Origin of the sequence: Microbispora corallina, from assembly GCF_016863035.1 — a bacterium.
GTDB classification, from domain to species: domain Bacteria; phylum Actinomycetota; class Actinomycetes; order Streptosporangiales; family Streptosporangiaceae; genus Microbispora; species Microbispora corallina.
On record NZ_BOOC01000022.1, the window covers coordinates 139,110 to 156,816 of the forward strand.

Below are 17,707 nucleotides of genomic sequence, written 5' to 3' on the forward strand. Positions count from 1 at the left end.
CTCGTGCGCTTCCGGGGGGGACGTTCGCGTCCGCCGACCGTGCGCGCGGCGGCGGCCGGACGACCTAGTCTGATCGGCAGGATTCCCAGCGAGGAGAAACACCGTTGATCAGTACAAACGGCCGGACGGCGCGCCTGGCCGCGGGCGCCCTCGCGCTCGCGGCCCTGGCCTGGGCGGCGCGGGACGTCCCCGCGGCACTCGGGGCGCGCCCGTCCGGCGACCGCGCCGGGCGCGTCCGCCGCTCCCGGCAGTTCCGCGGCGGCGCGTTCCGCAACACCCAGCCGAGCCCGATCCTGCCCCCGGGCGTGCGGCGCCAGGTCATCCGGGACCTGCTGTTCGGCAGGGAGCCCAAGAGGCCACGCCTGCCGGTGCCGCTCGCCACCCCCGGCTCGCCGTCCGGCGGCGACCTCGACGCCGTCTGGTACGGCCACTCGTCGGTCCTCGTGGAGATCGAGGGGCGGCGGGTGCTGCTCGACCCGGTCTGGAGCGAGCGCTGCTCCCCCGTCTCCTTCACCGGCCCCCGGCGCCTCCACCCGCCGCCGGTCCCCCTGTACGAGCTGCCCGAGCTCCACGCGATCGTGATCTCCCACGACCACTACGACCACCTCGACATGGCGACCGTGCGGGAGCTGGTCCGCACCCAGTCGGCGCCGTTCCTCGTGCCGCTGGGCGTCGGCGCCCACCTCGAACGGTGGAAGGTGCCGGCCTCCCGGATCGTGGAGCTCGACTGGGACGAGGAGGCCGTGGTCGGCGGCCTGCGGTTCGTCGCGACGGCCGCCCGCCACTTCTCCGGCCGGGCGTTCCGGCGCGACGGGACGCTCTGGGCCTCCTGGGTCATCGCGGGCGAGCGCCGCCGGGTGTTCTACACGGGCGACTCGGGCTACTTCGACGGGTACGCCGAGATCGGCGCCGAGCACGGGCCGTTCGACCTGTCGGTGATCCAGATCGGCGCCTACAGCGCCGGCTGGCCGGACATCCACATGACGCCGGAGGAGGCGATCCTCGCCCACGTCGACGTGCGGGCCGACCTGCTCCTGCCGGTGCACTGGGGGACGTTCAGCCTGTCGGCCCACGCCTGGGGCGACCCCGTCGACCGGCTGTGGCGCGAGGCGAAGAACCGGGGCGTCCGCCTCGTCGTGCCCCGCCCCGGCCAGCGCGTCGCGGCCGGCGACCCGCCGCCGGTCGACGGCTGGTGGCAGACGATCGCCTGACTCGCCGCCGCCCCGCTCCGCCGTTCCGGCACGGCGGCGTGCCCGCCGCGCCGGCGGCGTGCGGGGCGGGCCGCGCGCGATGACAGCGGCGTGTGCGCGCGGTGTCAGCGCCCCCGGCGATCGTGGGCCGCATGGATTCCACGTACGCGATCCAGGCCGAGGGCCTGGTGAAACGGTACGGGGAGACGACCGCGCTCGACGGGGTCGATCTCTCCCTTCAGCCGGGCCGGGTGCTCGGGCTGCTCGGGCCCAACGGCGCGGGCAAGACGACGGTGGTCCGCGTCCTCGCCACGCTGCTGCGCCCCGACGCGGGCACGGCGCGCGTCGGCGGGTTCGACGTGGTGCGGCGGCCGCAGCGGGTGCGCGAGCTGATCGGGCTGACCGGGCAGTACGCGGCCGTCGACGAGGACCTGACCGGCCAGGAGAACCTGGTCCTCGTCGCCCGGCTGCTGGGCCTGACCCGGGCGGAGGCGCGACGACGCGCCGGCGAGATGCTCGACCGGTTCGGGCTGGCCGAGGCGGCCCGGCGCCCCGTGCGGACGTACTCCGGGGGGATGCGCCGCCGGCTCGACCTCGCCGCGAGCCTCATCGGCCGCCCGCGGGTGCTGTTCCTGGACGAGCCGACCACGGGGCTCGACCCCCGCTCGCGCGGCGACGTCTGGGACCTGGTGCGGGACCTGGTGACCGACGGCATGACCGTGCTGCTGACCACCCAGTACCTCGACGAGGCCGACCGGCTCGCGGACGAGGTGGTCGTCGTGGACCACGGCCGGGTGGTCGCCGCGGGCACCCCCGCCGAGCTCAAGGCGAGGACCGGCGGCCAGACGCTCGACGTGCGACCGGCCGACCGCGCGGCGGCGGCCGCGGTGGCCGCGATCGTCGCGGAGGCCGGGGGCGCCGCGCCGGTGCGGGAGGCCGCCGACGGCCTCGTGTCGGCCCCGGTGGAGCCCGGCAGGTCGGGGGCGCAGGTGCTCGCGGAGGTCGCGCGGCGGCTCGACGCCGCCGGCGTCCCCGTGGCCGAGCTCGGCCTGCGGCTGGCCGGGCTGGACGAGGTGTTCCTCGCGCTCACCGGCGGGCCGCGCGGGCGTGCCGCGGACGAGGGGGCGGTGCGATGACCGCGACGTCGACGGCCTCCCGGCCGGCCGCGCCGGTGCGGATCGCCCGGGAGGGGCTGACGCTCGCCTGGCGGAGCCTCCTCAAGATCAGGCACTCACCCGACCAGCTGCTCGACCTGTCGCTCATGCCGATCACGTTCGTGCTGCTGTTCACGTTCCTGTTCGGCAAGGCCGTCGCCGGGGACTGGCACGCGTACCTGCAGTACGTGCTTCCCGGCGTGGCCGTCCAGGCGCTGGTGTTCGCCTCGATGAACACCGCCCTGGGCTTCAACTCCGACCTGCGCTCCGGCGTCTTCGACCGGTTGCGCAGCCTGCCCATATCGCGGGCCGCGCCGCTGATCGGGCGGGTCCTCGGCGACGCCGTCCGCAACGTGGTCACGCTCGCCGTGGTGGCGGTCGTCGGAGCCGTCCTCGGGTACCGTCCGCACGCGGGGCCGCTGCCCGTCCTGGGGGCCTGCGCGCTGGTGCTGGCGTTCTCGCTGGCCATGTGCTGGGCGGCCGCGCTGGCCGGGCTGCTGGCGCGCGGCCCGGAGACCATCGGCGGGTTCGTCTTCGTGGTGACCGTCCCGCTCACGTTCGGCAGCACGGTGTTCGTGCCGACCGCCGACCTTCCCGGCTGGCTGGGCGGATGGGTGCGGATCAACCCGGTGACCCGCGTGTCCGAGGCGGCCCGCGCCCTGGTGACGGGTACCCCGGCCGGCCTCCACATCCGGGACTCCCTGCTGTGGACCGCGGCCGTCCTCGCGGTGTTCGCCCCGCTCGCGATCCTGGCCTACCGCCGCAGGACCTGAGGGTCCTCCGCGGCCGCGTAGGCGGCATCGAGGGGCCCTGCGGCCGTGTGCGCCACGGCCGGCCCGAGGGCCGCCGTGGCCGCGGAGGCGGGATCGAGGCCCGCCCCGCCCGCGTGCGCCGCGTCCGGGCCGGCCCCTGAGGCCGCGTACGGCTCGTCCGGGCCGAGGGCCGCCGTGGCCGCGTACGCCGCGTCGGGGTGGAGGGCCGCGGCCGCGGAGTAGGCGGCGTCGTAGGCGCGATCTCCCAGGGCGGCCCGGGCCGCGGCCTCCGTCCTCCGGACGTCGGGGCTGCCCAGGTCGGGCGCCCCCCGCACGGCCGCGGCGAGGCCGAGCAGCCGGGCCGCCTCCCGGGGACGGCCCTCGGCCCCGGCGACGGCGGCGAGCCCCTCGACCGCCGCGGCCACGACCGGCCGTTCGCCCGCCGTCCGGGCCACGGCCAGCGCCGCGGCCACGCGGTCCCGGGCCCCGTGGACGTCGCCGTCCGCGAGGCGGACGCGGCCGTCGGCGGTGAGGGCCCGCGCCCGCAGCTGGCCCGGAACGCCGGCGACGCCCTGGAGGTCGCGGAGGGCGGCGCTCAGCAGGGCCCGCGCCGCGGGCAGGTCGCCGCGGACCCGGGCCAGGTCCCCCAGCCCGGTTCGCGCCGAGAGCGCGAGCACCGGTGAGCGCCGGGCCCGCCCGTACGTCTCCGCCTCCTCGAGGTCCGACCGGGCGACGTCGAGGTCGCCCATGCGCGTGCGCTCCAGGCCGAGCTCCACGAGCATCCAGGCGGCGTCGTCGCCTGAGCCGAGCACCCGGAGGAAGCGCAGGCCCTCGGTCAGGGCCGCGACGGCGGTGGCGTGGTCGCCGCCGAGGCTGTGCGAACCGCCGAGCGAGCTCACGGCGACGGCCGTGCCCCAGCGGTCGCCGAGCACGGCGAAGGCGTCCCGGGCCGCGGTGAGGTCGGCGGCTGCGCGGCCCGCCCCGCCGAACGCGGTCAGCGCGAGCCCGCGGAACAGCCGGGCCGCCGCCGCGAGCCAGGGGTCCGGGCTCGACGTCAGGTCGTCGAGCCGCCGATGCGCGTCCGCACCGCCGTGGCCGTTGTCCGGATGCATGTCCGCGAGCACCGACATGAGCGCGATCACCGGGTCGTCCGCGAGCCCGGGCTCGGCCGCCGTGAGCCGTCCGGTCTCGGCCGCGGACCGCAGGGCCGCCTCCGGGTCCTGGACGGCGAAGTGGTGCATCGTGTGGAAGGCGTACGCGCGGGCGAGGGCCCGGCCGGACACGGTGCCCGGCGCGCCGGCGCCCGGCAGGGCCAGGGCGTCGCGCAGCCAGGAGGCCGCCTCCTCGTGCGCGCTCATCAGGTTCCAGAACCAGCCGAGCGCGGCCGTCAGCCGGATCGCCGTCCCCGCGTCGGCCTCGTCGACGGACCGGCGCAGGGCCGCGGTGAGCTCGGCGCGTTCGCGGCCGAGCCGGGCCAGCCACTCCAGCTGGGCGGAGGTGCGCAGGGCGGGATCGGCCGCCTCTGCCAGCGCCAGGAAATGGGCGGCGTGCGCGCGCCGCACCCGCTCGGCCTCCCCCGGGGCGGCCGGCGTCGCCGCGGCGTACGCCCGGATCGTGTCGAGCATCCGATAGCGCGGCGGCCCTCCGGGCGGCTCCACGAGCACGACGAAGGACTTGTCGACCAGCCCGGCGAGCGCGGGCAGGACGTCGGGCCCGGCCAGGACACCACCCAGAACGCCGGACGCGTCCAGGAGACCGGACGCGCCCAGGACATCACCCAGGACGCCGGACGCCGCCTGGACGTCCGGGCGGCCGTCCAGCCCGGACGGCGCCCGGGGATCGGGCGGGTCGGCGCAGACGGCCTCGGCCGACTCCGCGGTGGCGCCCCCGGCGAAGACCGCGAGCCGGCGGGCGAGCGTCCGCTCGGGCTCGGTCAGCAGGCCCCAGCTCCACTCCACCACCGCCAGCAGGGTGCGGTGCCGCGGCAGCGCCGTCCGGCTTCCCGCCGTGAGCAGGCGGAACCGGTCCTCCAACCGGCGGGCGATCTCCTCCAGCGGCAGCGTCCGCAGGCGCGCGCAGGCCAGTTCGAGGGCCAGCGGCAGGCCGTCCAGACGGCGGCAGACCTCGGCGACGGCGGGCAGCGTGGCCTCGGTCAGGGCGAACCCCGGGCGGACGGCGGCGGCCCGGTCGAGGAACAGGCGGACGGCCGGGAACCTGGACGCCTCCGCCACGGAGACCCCCTCCGGCGGCACGGCGAGCGGGCCCACGGGGTGAAGGACCTCGCCGGTGACGGCCAGCGGCTCGCGCGAGGTGGCGAGAACGCGCAGGCCGGGACAGCGGCCCAGCAGCTCCTCGGCCAGCCGCGCGCACGCCTCGACGAGGTGTTCGCAGGTGTCCAGCACGATCAGCGCCCGGCGCTCCCGCAACGCCTCCGCCAGCCGCTCCACCGTCCCGCGCGCCCCGTCGCGCTGGGAGGTGTCGCGCTGGGAGGTGTCGCGGACGCCGAGCGCGGCGGCGACGGCGGACGGCACCCGGGCCGGGTCGTGCACGGCGGCCAGGTCGACCGGCCAGATCCCGCCCGGCATCTCTACCCGCGCCGCGACCTCGCAGGCCAGCCGCGTCTTGCCGGCGCCGCCCGGCCCGGTCAGCGTGACCAGTCGCGTCCCGGGGACGAGCGCGGCGAGGCGCGCCAGGTCCTCCTCCCGGCCGACGAAGCTGGTCAGCGGCACCGGGAGGGCGGCGGGCGGCGCGGTGCTCGGCTCCGCGGCCTGCCGGGCGTCCGACGGCGACCGGTGACGGGGAGCTCCCCGCAGGATCGACACGTGCAGCGCCCGCACCTCGGGCGAGGGGTCGGCGCCCAGCGCGTCGGCGAGCGTGCGGCGCAGGTCGTCGTAGACGGCCAGGGCCTCGGCCGTTCGGCCGGCGGCGTCGAGCGCCCGCATCCGCAGCGCCCACAGCCGCTCGCGCAGGGGGTGGGCGGCCGCGAGCCCGTCCAGCTCGGCGACCAGGGCGGCGGGGTCGCCGAGGGCGAGCCTGGCCTCGGCGAGGTCCTCGACCGCCCGCAGCCGCGTCTCCGTCCACCGGGCGACCTCGGCCGACGCGAAGGCCGCGTCCCCGAGGTCGGCGAGCGGCGCGCCGCGCCAGAGGGCGAGGGCCTCGGCCAGCCGCTCCGCCGCCTTTCGCAGCTCGCCGTGGCGGAGGTCGTGCGGATCACCCCGCGGGCCCAGCGCGGCGGCGAGGGCGGACCGGCCGTCCGCGGCGAGCCGTTCGAACCGGCCCGCGTCGACGTCGCCCTCCCCCACGCGCAGCCGGTACCCGTACGGCAGGGACTCCAGCAGAGCGGCGTCCGCCGAGGGGAGCGCGCGGCGCAGCCGGGAGACGAGCGACTGGAGGGCGTTCGCCGCTCCGGCGGGCGGGTCGTCACCCCAGATCGCGTCGGTCAGCGCCGCCGGCGCCACCGGGCGCCCCGGCGTGAGGGCGAGCCGGGCCAGGAGCGTGCGGAGGCGGAGCCCGGCGACCTCGATCGGGAGGCCGGCGTCGTCCCGGGCCTCCACCGGGCCCAGCAGCGCGATCCGCACGCCGTCAGCGTCTCACAGGCGCGATCTCCCGGCACACGCCGCGAACCGCCGGCCAGGCCGCGCACACAGGTGAGAACGGACACAGGGCCGCCGGTTTCCCGGCCGCACCACGGGTAGTGGGCGGCCATGGGCATGCGAGCGACGGCGGTCGTCTGCCTTCTGCTGCTCGTGACGGGGTGCGCGTCGGCGGGCGGCGACCCGGCCGCGCGTACGGCCGCGCGCTTCCTGTCCGCCGCCGCCCAGGGGCGCGGGCAGCAGGCGTGCGACCTTCTCACCCCCCGGGCGGCCGAGTCGGTCGACGACTGCGCGACGGAGATCCTCTCGATGGGCCTGCGCGCCGGCGCGGTGGGCGACACCCAGGTGTACGGGGACGAGGCACAGGTGCGGGTGGGGGGCGACACGGTGTTCCTGCACCGGTTCCCCGGCGGCTGGCGGGTGCGGGCGGCCGGGTGCCGGCCACGATCGGGACAGCCGTACGAGTGCGAGGTGGAGGCGTGAACGGGGCGCGCACGCTGTACGTGATCATGCTGGTGGCGGTGGCGCTGGGTCTCGCCTACGTGGCCGTGCTGGGCCTGCTGCGGAGGTAGGGGACGTGAGACGGGCGATCCGGGACAACGCCCTCGGGCTGTGCTTCCTGCTGCTGTTCCTGCTGAGCCTGGCCGGGCAGTCGGTCTCCGGGCTGGCGGCGTTCAACGAGGAGCAGGTGGCGCAGGGCGGCGCGCCGATCTCGTGGGCGGCCTACGTCACCTCGTCCGACTTCGGGGTGGACGTCGCGGAGAACTGGCAGTCGGAGTACCTCCAGTTCTTCCTCTACATCCTCATCACCGTGTGGCTGGTCCAGCGGGGGTCGCCGGAGTCGAAGGAGCCGGGCGAGGAGGGCCAGGAGTCCGACGCCGACCAGAAGGTGGGCCGCCACGCCGGCGCGGACTCCCCCGCCTGGGCGAGGGCCGGGGGCTGGCGGCTGACCCTGTTCTCCCATTCGCTCGGGGCGGTGATGGGCCTGATCTTCGTGCTGTCGTGGCTCGCGCAGTCGGTCGCCGGGGTGGCCGCGTACGACGCCGAACGGCTGTCGCGGCTGGAGGACCCGGTCGGCTGGACAACGTACGTCACCTCCGCCGAGTTCTGGAACCGGACCCTGCAGAACTGGCAGTCCGAGTTCCTGGCCGTCGCCTCGATGGTGCTGCTCGCCGTGTTCCTCAGGGAGCGGGGATCGCCGCAGTCGAAGAAGGTGGGCGACCCCCACGCCGCGCCCGTGCCGGGCCGCTGAGGGCGCGCGGGCCTCGACTGTCACGGGACGCGGCCAAACGGCAGCACATCGGGCGGCAAAACCTCCCTGACCTGCCCATATGACGCTACACGGGGAGGTTTGTCGCGTTCTGGCCTTTGGGTACGCCCAGCCCAATTGGGCGCCCGGGGGAAGGAGCAGCCGAGATGACGTTCAACCCGCTGCAGGAGCGCGGCATCCCGCTCGACCGTCAAATCCGCAACTGGCGGGAACTGAACGTGACGCCCATCGATCCGGATCACGCGGATCCGTACACGCGGTGCCGGATCATCACGATGAACGGCATCGAGATCGAGGCCATCATGTTCAGCCACCACTTCAGCCGCCGCTGCCCGGATCTCGAGGTACGGCAGAAGATGGCGGAGACGCGGTACGTCGAGGCGCAGCAGCAGAAGGCCGTCAACTGGCTGCTGCCGGGCCTGAACTCGGTGCTGGAGACGACGATCGGCTACGAGCAGGTGGCCGTGGACCTGACGGCCTGGGTGGCCCGGATGGAGCCCGACCCCTACCTCAAGCAGGCCTACCAGTTCGGCGTCCTGGAGGACTTCGACCACCTGTACCGGTACGCCAACCTCTACGAGATGATCGAGCACCGCAAGGCCGAGAAGATCGTCGACCAGCTCACCGAGGTCATGCCCGGACGGCCCACCAAGATGCACCACCGGCACCCGATCGACAACGTCAGGGACCACTACGACAAGGACCGGGCAGCCCCGATCAGCAAGCTGCACGCGTTGACGATCATGTCGGCGGAGCAGCAGACGATGAACTTCTACATGAACGTCGGCCCGACCTACATGGAGCCGATCGCCCGGCAGCTGTACCAGGAGATCGGGCTCATCGAGGAGGAGCACGTCACCCACTACGAGTCGCTCGTCGACCCCGGTGAGACCTGGTGGGAGCAGCTGCTCAACCACGAGTACAACGAGTGCTACCTGTACCACTCGTTCATGGAGACCGAGTCCGACCCCAAGGTGAAGGCGATCTGGGAGCTGCACCTGAACATGGAGCTGGAGCACCTGCGCATCGCCGCCGACCTGTTCCGCCGCCACGACGGCCGCGACCCCGAACAGGTGGTCGCCCCCACCCTGCCCCAGCCGGTCACCTTCGAGCCGAACAAGGGCTACCTGCGCGAGCTGATCGCCACCCAGATCGACTACACCACCCTCGGCACCGGCTACGTCCAGGAGGCCCACGAACGGTTCCAGCGGTTCCAGGAGCAGATCCACGACGCGGTCGAGCCGGCGAGCGAGCGCGTCATCGACGAGAACCGCGCCCGGTCGGGCGAGGAGTACCGCCTGGAGACCGAGGGCACCCACCCGCTCTACAGCCTGCGCAGCCACTGAGACGCCGTACGGCCCGGGTCGGGCGGTCCGGGCCGTACGCGCAGGTGGTGAGTCCTGGTGGGCGGGTCAGCGGCCGGTGGCCCGGCGGATCAGGTCGCGGGCCCGGTCGACGATGGCGGCCGGAGGGCCGAACAGCAGGTTCTTCGTGGCCGACTCCACCCCCGGATGCGGGCGGGTGGGGGCCATCGCCTGGGCCGCCCGCACGCCGAGCGCCATGGCCCGCCGCTCGGCGGCCGTGGCCTCGGCCCGCAGCCGGCTGAACTCGTACCGCTCCTCGGCCCTGGCGTGGGCGAGCACGGCGACGCGGAGCAGGTCGAGGTTGGCCATGAAGTCGGGGTGGTCCACGCCCTGCCGGTCGAGCAGCGCGAGCAGCCGCTTGGCCTCGTGCTCCTCGCGCAGCCGGTCCTCGACGATGCCGGCGCCCCCGTCGACGCGCCGCCGCGCGTAGGGGTGGACGATCTCCTCCTCCGCCGTCTCGTGGACGGCCAGCATGCGCACCAGCCGCCGGAACGGCTCGCGGCGCTCTCCGGGCGCGGCCCGCTCCACCTCGTCGAACATGTCCCGGATCAGACCGTGCTGGTGGATCAGCAGATCGACGACGTCGGGCTCCTTCATCAGCTCGGGAACCGGGTGCCGTCCCTCGGTCATGTCCCTCTCCCTTCGGATGCGGTGCCCGGGCCGCCTGAGGCGGCCCGGACGGCTGCGGGGGGAGCGGTGCGCGGACGAATGCCGACGACGATGCGGTTGCCTGCTCGCATGTCTACCCGTTCCCGGCGCGATGACGCCGGGCGCGGGGCCGGGCCGGACTCTCCCCGCCCGGCCCCGCCGGGTCAGCAGGACAACGGGTTGGGGCCGAGCGCCACGTCGTCGTACCAGAGCGTGTCCGAGTCGCCGCCGTAGCTCTCCCAGCCGAGGCGCAGCGTGGTCGGCCGGGGGGCGGTCGTACGGCGCAGCCACTGGGCGTCCACGTCCTGGGTGGGCGTGGAGTCCACGTGGAGGCCGGCCACCTCCCGGTCGTCCAGGTAGGTGCGCATCGACTGCTGGGTGGTGTCGACCTGGAACCGCAGGCAGACCCAGCGGCCCGTGGGCAGCGGCGTGCTCTGGGCGACGCCCGCGGGGCTCTGCTCCGGCAGGGTGGCGTCGTCGGACTCCCGGTTCCACTGCAGGGCGCCGTTCTGGCCGCCGATCCGCAGGTCCTTGCCGCCGTCCCGGGAGTCGGCCATCGTGATCATGGCGATGTGGTTGGCCGGGAGGGCCGTCGTGTGCCGCACCCACATCCGCCCGTACACGACGGGGGCGATGGACGAGACGTTCTTCGTGGTCGCGGCGAAGGCGTGGCCGCAGTACCCGCCGGCGCCGTTGATCCGCAGCGATCTGCTCCCGCTGTGCGCGGTGGAGGCGTCGATCACGGCGGTGCCGCTGCCCTGGCAGTTGGGGAACACGACCTGCCAGTCACCGGCGGGGGACGTGCCGTTCTGGTCCTCGAAGCCCGAGCACACCACGGCGCCCTGGCAGCCGCCGCCCGTCGGCGTCGGCGTCGGCGTCGGGGTCGGCGTGGGAGTCGGCGTCGGGGTGGGCGTCGGGGTGGGCGTCGGCGTAGGCGTGGGGGTCGGCGTGGGCGTGGGGGTCGGCGTAGGCGTGGGGGTGGGGGTCGGGGTGGGGGCGCCGCCGCAGGGGACCCCGTTCAGGGTGTAGCCGGTCGGCGTGGGGAGAGATCCCGACCAGGTGCCCTGGAAGCCGAAGTCCGCGCTCGCGCCGGTGGCCAGCGCGCCGTTCCAGGAGGCGTTCACGGCCGTGACCGTGGTGCCCGACTGGGTGACCTGGGCGCTCCAGGAGTTCGTCACCTGCTGGCTTGAGCCGGCGGTCCACCGGAGCGTCCACCCGTTCACGGCGGGACCGAGGTTCGTCAGCTTGACCTGGGCGGTGAAGCCGCCGGTCCACTGGTTGACGGAGTAGTCGACCCGGCAGACCGGGTCGGCCGCCGAGGCCGCTCCGGGCACCAGCGCGACCGCCGATCCGGCCGTCAGCGCCGCCGCCGCGGCGAGCGCGACCCGCGTCCACGCCCGGGGCCGGGCCTCCCGTGCCGGGTCCGGGATCGGTGCGCCGCCGCCGCGGGGCCACAGGGCCGCCCGGAGGCGGTGCCGGAGCCCCTCCCGTCTCGGGGCGGGAGGGAACTGGGGACCGTTCATGACGTTCCTCGCTTCCTGCGCGTCTCCTCGTTCGCGGTGCCCGTCGGGCGCCGCCGGAGGAGCGGCCCGGCCGGGCCCGCGCCCGCTCGCCGTACCGCCGGTCCGGCCGCCCGGTGTACGGCCGGGCCGGCGGCACGGGGCACGCGCGCCGGACAGGCCGCAGGACCGGGCGCGCGGGCGGGGTGGCGGGACCGCGGGGCGCGGGCCGTGGCCGCCCCGGACGCCGATGGTTCGTCCGCCCCCGCCGCCGGGTCAACGCGGGCCCGCGCGCCCCCGGCGCGCGTCGCCCCGGGGCCGTCCGCTCCCCCGCAGGTCACAGCCGTGCGGGAGCCTCCCCTCGCGGACCGCGCCACCTGAATCTTTCACCTCTCCGGCATTCCGGATCCCGGGCGGAATCCGACCCCGGCGCGGGCTGGTGCTCCCGCGGCCAAACTCTCGTAGTCTTCGCTCTGACAAGCGCGACAGAAGGACATCCCCCTATGGCAGATGCAGGGTCGTGGGTCGTCGTCGGCCTCGACAACGGCGGCACCAGCAACAACGCGACCGTCCTCGACGCCGCCGGACGGTTCCAGGTGGAGCGGCTGGTCGAGACCCCCAGCCTCGTGCGGGAGGGTCCCGCGGTGGCGGTCGAGCAGCTCGTGCTCGCCCTCGACAACGTGCTGGAGCTCACCGGCACCCCACGCTCGCGGGTGCGCGCGATCGGGCTGGACACCCCCGGCCCCGCGAGCGCCGACGGGGTGATCTCCTCCAAGGGCGCGACCAACTTCGTCGACCCCGGCTGGTACGGCTTCGACTTCCGCGGCGCCCTGGAGGCCCGGGTCGGCGTGCCGGTGATCTACAACAACGACGGCAACGCCGCCGCGCTGTACGCCCACCACGTCCACTTCGGCCCCGACTCCTGGGAGCGCTCGTCGGTCTCGGCCATCGTCGGCACCGGGCTCGGCGGCGGCGTGGTCGAGGCCGGGCACGTCGTGAAGGGCGCGGCCGGCATGGCCGGAGAGCTGGGCCACGTCCACATCCCCCTGCACGGCCTGCTGGAGGACGGCCAGCCGATCCCCGCGTGCAACTGCGGCTTCGAGGGCGACGCGGAGAGCGTGGCGTCGCTGACGGGCATCGAGAAGAACCTCCTGCCGTTCTGGCTCACCCGCTTCCCCGACCACGAGCTGGCCCGGGTCGAGCCGATCGGCAAGGCCGCCAAGCTGCTGCGCGGCCACGGCGAGAACGGCGACCCGCTCGCGCTGAAGGTGTTCGAGCAGCAGGCGATGGCCATCGGCCGGCTGTTCACCGTCGCCGCAAACTTCACCGACCCGCACGCGTACTTCCTCGGCGGCGGCGTGGTCGAGGCGGCTCCGCACTTCCGCGAGTGGTTCCTGGAGACGGTCAAGGAGAACATCCTGCTGCGCGAGGAGCAGCGCCGGGTCGCCACGATCGCGCTGGTGCGGGACCTCGACATGGCGGGGGCCCGGGGCGCCGCCCTGGCCGCGCTCGCCGCCATCGTCGGCCGCTGACCGGGCGGCCGCCGGCGGCGCACCAGCCATACCCGTAGCGTCGAAAATCGTTGGACAACGCGTACGGCCCGTCGCGATCGTGAAGAAATGCGACAGGAGGAGATCTGGGACGCCGACACGGCCGGGAGTTACGACACGCCGGGCGTCGGCATGTTCGCGCCCGAGGTCGTCGGACCCGCCGTGGACCGTCTCGCCGAGCTCGCGGACGGCGGGCGGGCACTGGAGTTCGCCATCGGCACCGGCCGCCTGGCCGTCCCGCTCGCCGGCCGCGGGGTGCCCGTCACCGGCGTCGACCTGTCAGGCCCGATGATCGAGCGGCTGCGGACGAAGGCGGACGAGGAGACGATCCCCGTCATCGTCGGCGACATGGCGACCGTCACCGTCCCGGGGCGGTACACGCTCGTCTACCTCGTCTACAACACGATCTCGAACCTGCTCACGCAGGCGGAGCAGGTCGCGTGCTTCCGCAACGCCGCCCGCCACCTCGTCCCCGGCGGCCGGTTCGTGATCGAGCTCTGGGTGCCCGAGCTGCGCAAGCTCCCACCGGGTCAGCAGGCCACGGTGTGGCAGTGCGCGCCCGGCTACATCGGCCTGGACACCTACGACGTCCTGCGCCAGCACGTCGTGTCGCACCACTTCACGTTCGACGACGGCAGGCAGGCGCGGCTGACGCGCAGCCCGCACCGGTACATCTGGCCGGCCGAGCTCGACCTCATGGGTCAGCTGGCCGGGTTCGAGCTGGAGAGCAGGCACGCGGACTGGGCCGGAGCCGAGTTCACCGACGAGTCACGCACCCACGTGTCGGTCTACCGCCTCCCTGCGGACGCCTGACGTCGTCCCTGGGAGGAAGGACCGCGGCAAAACTCGGCAAACAACCGCTATCAGCACCAGAAACCTCACCAGGCACGATGGAGGATAGAAAGGTCATTTTGCAAGGGACACCTCGCGGGCCGCTCGTCGGCGGTCCGTTCACGAGGGTTACGCATTCGGGGGAGGAACCATGACCGTGACCGAGGCGACCCGAACGGGCCAATCGACGCGGACGTCCCGGGGCCGCACGACGACCGCGACCCCTGCCACAACCGCCGAGAAGCCGGTGCCCACGCCGCCGGTATCCGCGGAGAAGACGGACCAGGGATTCAACCTGAGCCTGCCGTTCCTGCGGATCCAGGTCCGGCCGCCGGACATGCACCTGCCGCACGTGGGGCTGCCGAAGATGAACCGGCGTGACATGGGCCACGCCGTGGACATCGCACGGACGTTCCTGCCGCCGCCGGAGCGCATCGTCTACTACGGCGGGCTTGGCGCGCTGGCTGCGATCGGGCTGCTCGACTGGCCGGTGGCGGCCGCCATCGGCGCCGGCACGATGATCGCCCAGCGAACACGGGCGAAGGACCAGCGCTGGTCGCCGCTGCGCGGGCAGCAGGAGCAGCCGGGACGGCAGGCCACCGGGGCCGCCGCGACCGCCGGGGCCACCAGGGCCACCAGGGCCGGCGGCCGGACCACCGGGGGCAGGACGGCCGCGCAGACGGCCGGGGCCGGCACGACGACCGGCCGCGCCGCCGGCCAGAGGGCCGAGGCGCGGACCACGGCCAGGAGCACGACGGCCCGTTCCAGGGCCGGAACCAAGTGACGGGCCCCGTCAGTACGCCGTCCTGACAACGGGACGACCGGCCGGCGTCACGACCTCCGGGTCGGGACGCCGGCCTCGCCATGTCCGCTCATCTGCGACGATCGACGTCACGGACAGTGAACGGTCACTGACAGTTCACCAAACGGTAACCTGAATGATGCCGATCTGGGAGGTTTATCGGTCACTCTTCCATAGAAGCCACTTTGTCCATCTGAGGTATACCGTGTCTGATTTCCTCGCCGCCATTCTCGCCAAGGCGGCTCTGATGGTCCTGGAGGCCCTGCTCATGCGGCTCCTCCAGGCTCTGGTGACGTCGTCGTTCCGCTTCATGGCTCCGCAGGCGGCCTGACCGCCCGCTCCATCGCCACGCCGGATCGGCGCCGCCCCTCATCCACCCGGCCGCACGGGCGGCCGGTCCCGCGGTCCCGCCGTACGGGACCGCGACCGCACCCCCGGTTCCGCCTACCCCGATTCGCGCCGTCCGCGGCGCCCCTTCCACTTCCCCGGCTCCCGGCCCGGACATGCGACGGGGACGAGGTCGCGGAGGCCGCCCGGCCTCTCTGCGTTCCCTCGTCCCCGGTGACGGCGCCCGGTCGCGCCCGCATCGGCGGGCGCCGGACCGGCGCCGTGGTTCCCGCCCTCGGGCGGGTCAGTCCGTGAAAGCGTCCTTCACCTTGCCGGCGGCGTCCTTGACCTTCTCGCCCGCCTGCTTCATGCGGCTCTTCGACTGGTCGGCCTGACCCTCGGCCTCGAGGCTCTCGTCGTCGGTCACCTTGCCGAGCCCTTCCTTGGCCTTGCCGGTGACCTCTTCGGTCTTGTTGCGGAACTTGTCCTCCGTGCTCATCGGTCGTGCTCCTCTCCCGTGGTTAGGCGACCCCACCCCTCTTTCCGCTGGTGGGCGCCCTAAACGCGACGCACCCGGGCGTGACCGGCGTCACGGTCATCACACCGACAAAACCTCATAAAACGGGAAGAACGGGCGAAACGGGCGTACTCTTGGAGTAACGGATCCACTACCGTCCCAAGAAGGGTGGTGTGACGGATGAGCCACAGTGCGGACATCGGAACGCACCCCGACATCATGCAGATGCGCGCCCGCTACGACACCGCGGCCGCCAATCCCGCAGCACAGCTGGCAGACGGGTTGACGCTGCTCAGCGGCATGTACCTGGCGCTCTCGCCATGGATCGTGGGGTTCGACCGGATGACCCCTCTAACCGTCAACAACCTGATCACGGGTATCGTGGTCGCGCTTCTCGCTCTCGGCTACAGCTCGGCCTTCGGCCGCACCTACGGCATCTCCTGGGTGGCTCCCGTGATCGGCCTGTGGACCATCGTCGCGCCGTGGATCATCCGGGGAGGCATGGCCACCACGGGGACGATCGTGAACAACGTGATCGTCGGCGCGCTCATCCTGATCCTGGGCCTGGCCACCATGAGGTTCGGCATGATGGAGCGCGGCCGGCCGGGCGGTTTCCGGGGCGCCGCGGCCTGACGGAGCGCCACGAGTCCCCCCGGACCCCCTGACCCGCCGCGGGCAGGGGGTTCTCGCGTCCCGTAAGCCGTTCGCCGCAGACGAACGGGGGTGGCGGCGGGGCCTCCCCAGCACGCCCGCCGCCTCCCCCGGTCTCCCCTGATCACGACGACCGGCCGGGTCACCGTTGTGCCACACGATAGACGGCGCCAGGTAAGCGTCCGGTGAACGCGGAGGCGGCGACGATCCTTCGCCGCGAAGCCTCGCTACTTCCCGGGCACCCGGTCTTTGACCTCGTCGTAGCCGACCTTGGCGGGTGCCTCGGCCGGCGAGTAGATCAGGCGGATCACGCCCGTCGGAAACACCTCTGCCGCCGTCGTCGTGAGGTGGTACGGCGTATCGCCGTCGTCGAACAGCCTGCGGCCCTTGCGCGCCGCCACCGGGTGCACGAGCAGGCGCAGCTCGTCGACCAGCCCCGCGGCGAGCAGTTGCTGCACCACGGAGATCGAGCCGGGGATCAGGATGCCTCTGATGCCGGCATCGGCCTTGAGCGTCGCGACGGCCTCGAGAAGGTCGCCCTCGATCAGCTCGGAGTTGCGCCAGGAGAACTCCAGCGGCTGGCGCGAGACGACCACCTTGCGCACGTCCCCGAGTCGCTTGGCCATGGGTGCGTCGTCCCCACCCGCCGCCTCCCGGCCGGGCCACGCTCCTGCGAAGCTGTCGTAGGTCACGCGGCCGATGAGAAGCACGTCGGAGGTGTCGTAGTCATCGGTGACGGCGCGGCCCATGTTCTCGTCGAAGTACGGAAAGTGCCAATCAGGGTCGATCTCGGCCACGCCGTCGGCCGAGATGAACAGCGTGGAGATGACCTTTGCCATCGCGGTGATCCCTTCGAGCTCGGGTGGTGTCATGCACTGGTACGGCATCCGCATTTCGTCGTCCGGCCACGGATCCGTCTCCGCCGGCGATCACGGCCGCGCTCGACGGGAGAAGAGGGCGGTTCGGCGGGACGGCAGACGTGTCCGGAGCGAGGATGAAGCGGTTGGTTCAGCGAGATCGGTGGCAGACCGCCTCGACGTTGTTGCCGTCCGGGTCGCGTACGAAGGCGCCGTAGTAGTCAGGGTGGTACTCCGGCCAGACCCGCGGCTCATGCAGGACCTCCGCGCCGGCGCCGACGGCCGCCGCGAAGAACGCATCGACGAACTGGCGGTCGGTTGCCGCGAAAGCGATGTGCGACTCACGGAAACCGTCGCCGGTCGCCTGCTGACCGATCCAGAACGTGGGGCTGTCCACGCCGTACCCGATCACCGGACCGAACTCCATGATCCGCCGGCCGCCGAGCGGCGCCAGAACAGCGTCGTAGAAGGCCGCGCTCCTGCCGAGATCTCCGCACTGAATCGAAAAGTGATCGAGCATGGCGGCAGTCTGCCAGACGCCACCGACAGCAAACGTGACGATGATTGACGCACCATGCCTGGCGACTGGCTCATCAGGCTTTGCGATAGGCCCTTGGGCGGCGCCAGGTCAGCGCCCGGTGAGCGCGGAGCCAGGCGAACGGAGGCGCCGACCTCGCGGCCACGGCCGTACCGGGGCCGCGG

At 73.9% G+C, this 17,707-nt stretch carries 17 protein-coding genes; 11 read left to right on the forward strand and 6 right to left on the reverse strand.

What is annotated here, in order from left to right; all coding sequences use genetic code 11:
* The first annotated feature begins 104 nt into the window (after nt 1-104).
* The 3 genes from Mco01_RS22200 to Mco01_RS22210 all read left to right on the forward strand — a co-directional run bounded on the left by Mco01_RS22200 (nt 105) and on the right by Mco01_RS22210 (nt 3,117).
* Entirely contained in the window at nt 105-1,211 is a 1,107-nt protein-coding gene (locus Mco01_RS22200) for an MBL fold metallo-hydrolase (RefSeq protein ID WP_239103818.1), read from the forward strand.
* Nucleotides 1,212-1,342: 131 nt separating this feature from the next.
* On the forward strand, nt 1,343-2,326 hold the full coding sequence (locus tag Mco01_RS22205; RefSeq protein WP_204058817.1) for an ATP-binding cassette domain-containing protein: 984 nt from the start codon (nt 1,343-1,345) through the stop codon (nt 2,324-2,326).
* Nucleotides 2,323-3,117: an ABC transporter permease gene (locus tag Mco01_RS22210; RefSeq protein WP_204058818.1), complete on the forward strand. Its 795-nt coding sequence runs from the start codon at nt 2,323-2,325 to the stop codon at nt 3,115-3,117. The genes Mco01_RS22205 and Mco01_RS22210 overlap by 4 nt, the downstream gene beginning before the upstream one ends.
* Here Mco01_RS22210 and Mco01_RS22215 read toward each other — a convergent pair.
* On the reverse strand, nt 3,099-6,674 hold the full coding sequence (locus Mco01_RS22215; protein WP_204058819.1) for an AfsR/SARP family transcriptional regulator: 3,576 nt from the start codon (nt 6,672-6,674) through the stop codon (nt 3,099-3,101). The genes Mco01_RS22210 and Mco01_RS22215 overlap by 19 nt on opposite strands.
* A 126-nt stretch (nt 6,675-6,800) precedes the next feature.
* Between Mco01_RS22215 and Mco01_RS22220 the strand changes: the two genes are divergently transcribed.
* The 3 genes from Mco01_RS22220 (at nt 6,801) to Mco01_RS22230 (ending at nt 9,305) form a co-directional block, all read left to right on the forward strand.
* Complete coding sequence (locus Mco01_RS22220) at nt 6,801-7,172, forward strand: hypothetical protein (protein ID WP_204058820.1); 372 nt, start codon at nt 6,801-6,803, stop codon at nt 7,170-7,172.
* Between the two features lie 94 nt (nt 7,173-7,266).
* A complete protein-coding gene (locus Mco01_RS22225) occupies nt 7,267-7,941 on the forward strand; it encodes a DUF6766 family protein (RefSeq protein WP_204058821.1) in 675 nt (224 codons plus the stop codon).
* A gap of 164 nt (nt 7,942-8,105) precedes the next feature.
* Nucleotides 8,106-9,305, forward strand: coding sequence for a hypothetical protein (locus Mco01_RS22230; protein ID WP_204058822.1), 1,200 nt, complete (start codon nt 8,106-8,108; stop codon nt 9,303-9,305).
* Nucleotides 9,306-9,371: 66 nt separating this feature from the next.
* Here the strand turns inward: Mco01_RS22230 and Mco01_RS22235 are convergent, their stop codons facing one another.
* Together Mco01_RS22235 and Mco01_RS22240 are read right to left on the reverse strand one after the other, a co-directional pair.
* Complete coding sequence (locus tag Mco01_RS22235) at nt 9,372-9,953, reverse strand: hemerythrin domain-containing protein (RefSeq protein WP_239103819.1); 582 nt, start codon at nt 9,951-9,953, stop codon at nt 9,372-9,374.
* 182 nt (nt 9,954-10,135) lie between these two features.
* Nucleotides 10,136-11,494 (reverse strand): cellulose-binding domain-containing protein, encoded by a 1,359-nt coding sequence (locus Mco01_RS22240; RefSeq protein ID WP_204058823.1) that lies wholly within the window; start codon nt 11,492-11,494, stop codon nt 10,136-10,138.
* Between the two features lie 479 nt (nt 11,495-11,973).
* On the opposite strand from Mco01_RS22240, the gene Mco01_RS22245 reads away from it, so the two are divergent.
* The 4 genes from Mco01_RS22245 (at nt 11,974) to Mco01_RS39845 (ending at nt 14,984) form a co-directional block, all read left to right on the forward strand.
* Entirely contained in the window at nt 11,974-13,002 is a 1,029-nt protein-coding gene (locus tag Mco01_RS22245) for an ROK family protein (protein WP_036319821.1), read from the forward strand.
* An 87-nt stretch (nt 13,003-13,089) separates the two neighbouring features.
* A complete protein-coding gene (locus Mco01_RS22250) occupies nt 13,090-13,833 on the forward strand; it encodes a class I SAM-dependent methyltransferase (protein ID WP_204058824.1) in 744 nt (247 codons plus the stop codon).
* A 169-nt stretch (nt 13,834-14,002) separates the two neighbouring features.
* Nucleotides 14,003-14,635, forward strand: a complete 633-nt coding sequence (locus Mco01_RS22255; RefSeq protein WP_204058825.1) for a hypothetical protein — start codon at nt 14,003-14,005, stop codon at nt 14,633-14,635.
* Between the two features lie 223 nt (nt 14,636-14,858).
* Entirely contained in the window at nt 14,859-14,984 is a 126-nt protein-coding gene (locus Mco01_RS39845; RefSeq protein WP_275410544.1) for a hypothetical protein, read from the forward strand.
* Nucleotides 14,985-15,284: 300 nt separating this feature from the next.
* On the opposite strand, the gene Mco01_RS22260 is transcribed toward Mco01_RS39845, so the two are convergent.
* On the reverse strand, nt 15,285-15,479 hold the full coding sequence (locus tag Mco01_RS22260; RefSeq protein ID WP_036319828.1) for a CsbD family protein: 195 nt from the start codon (nt 15,477-15,479) through the stop codon (nt 15,285-15,287).
* Nucleotides 15,480-15,677: 198 nt separating this feature from the next.
* Here Mco01_RS22260 and Mco01_RS22265 point away from each other — a divergent pair, with 198 nt between their 5' ends.
* A complete protein-coding gene (locus tag Mco01_RS22265; RefSeq protein ID WP_204058826.1) occupies nt 15,678-16,130 on the forward strand; it encodes an SPW repeat protein in 453 nt (150 codons plus the stop codon).
* Nucleotides 16,131-16,375: 245 nt separating this feature from the next.
* Here the strand turns inward: Mco01_RS22265 and Mco01_RS22270 are convergent, their stop codons facing one another.
* Nucleotides 16,376-17,041, reverse strand: a complete 666-nt coding sequence (locus tag Mco01_RS22270) for a dihydrofolate reductase family protein (RefSeq protein ID WP_239103820.1) — start codon at nt 17,039-17,041, stop codon at nt 16,376-16,378.
* A 115-nt stretch (nt 17,042-17,156) separates the two neighbouring features.
* Nucleotides 17,157-17,525, reverse strand: coding sequence for a VOC family protein (locus Mco01_RS22275; RefSeq protein ID WP_204058827.1), 369 nt, complete (start codon nt 17,523-17,525; stop codon nt 17,157-17,159).
* Nucleotides 17,526-17,707 lie beyond the last annotated feature (182 nt).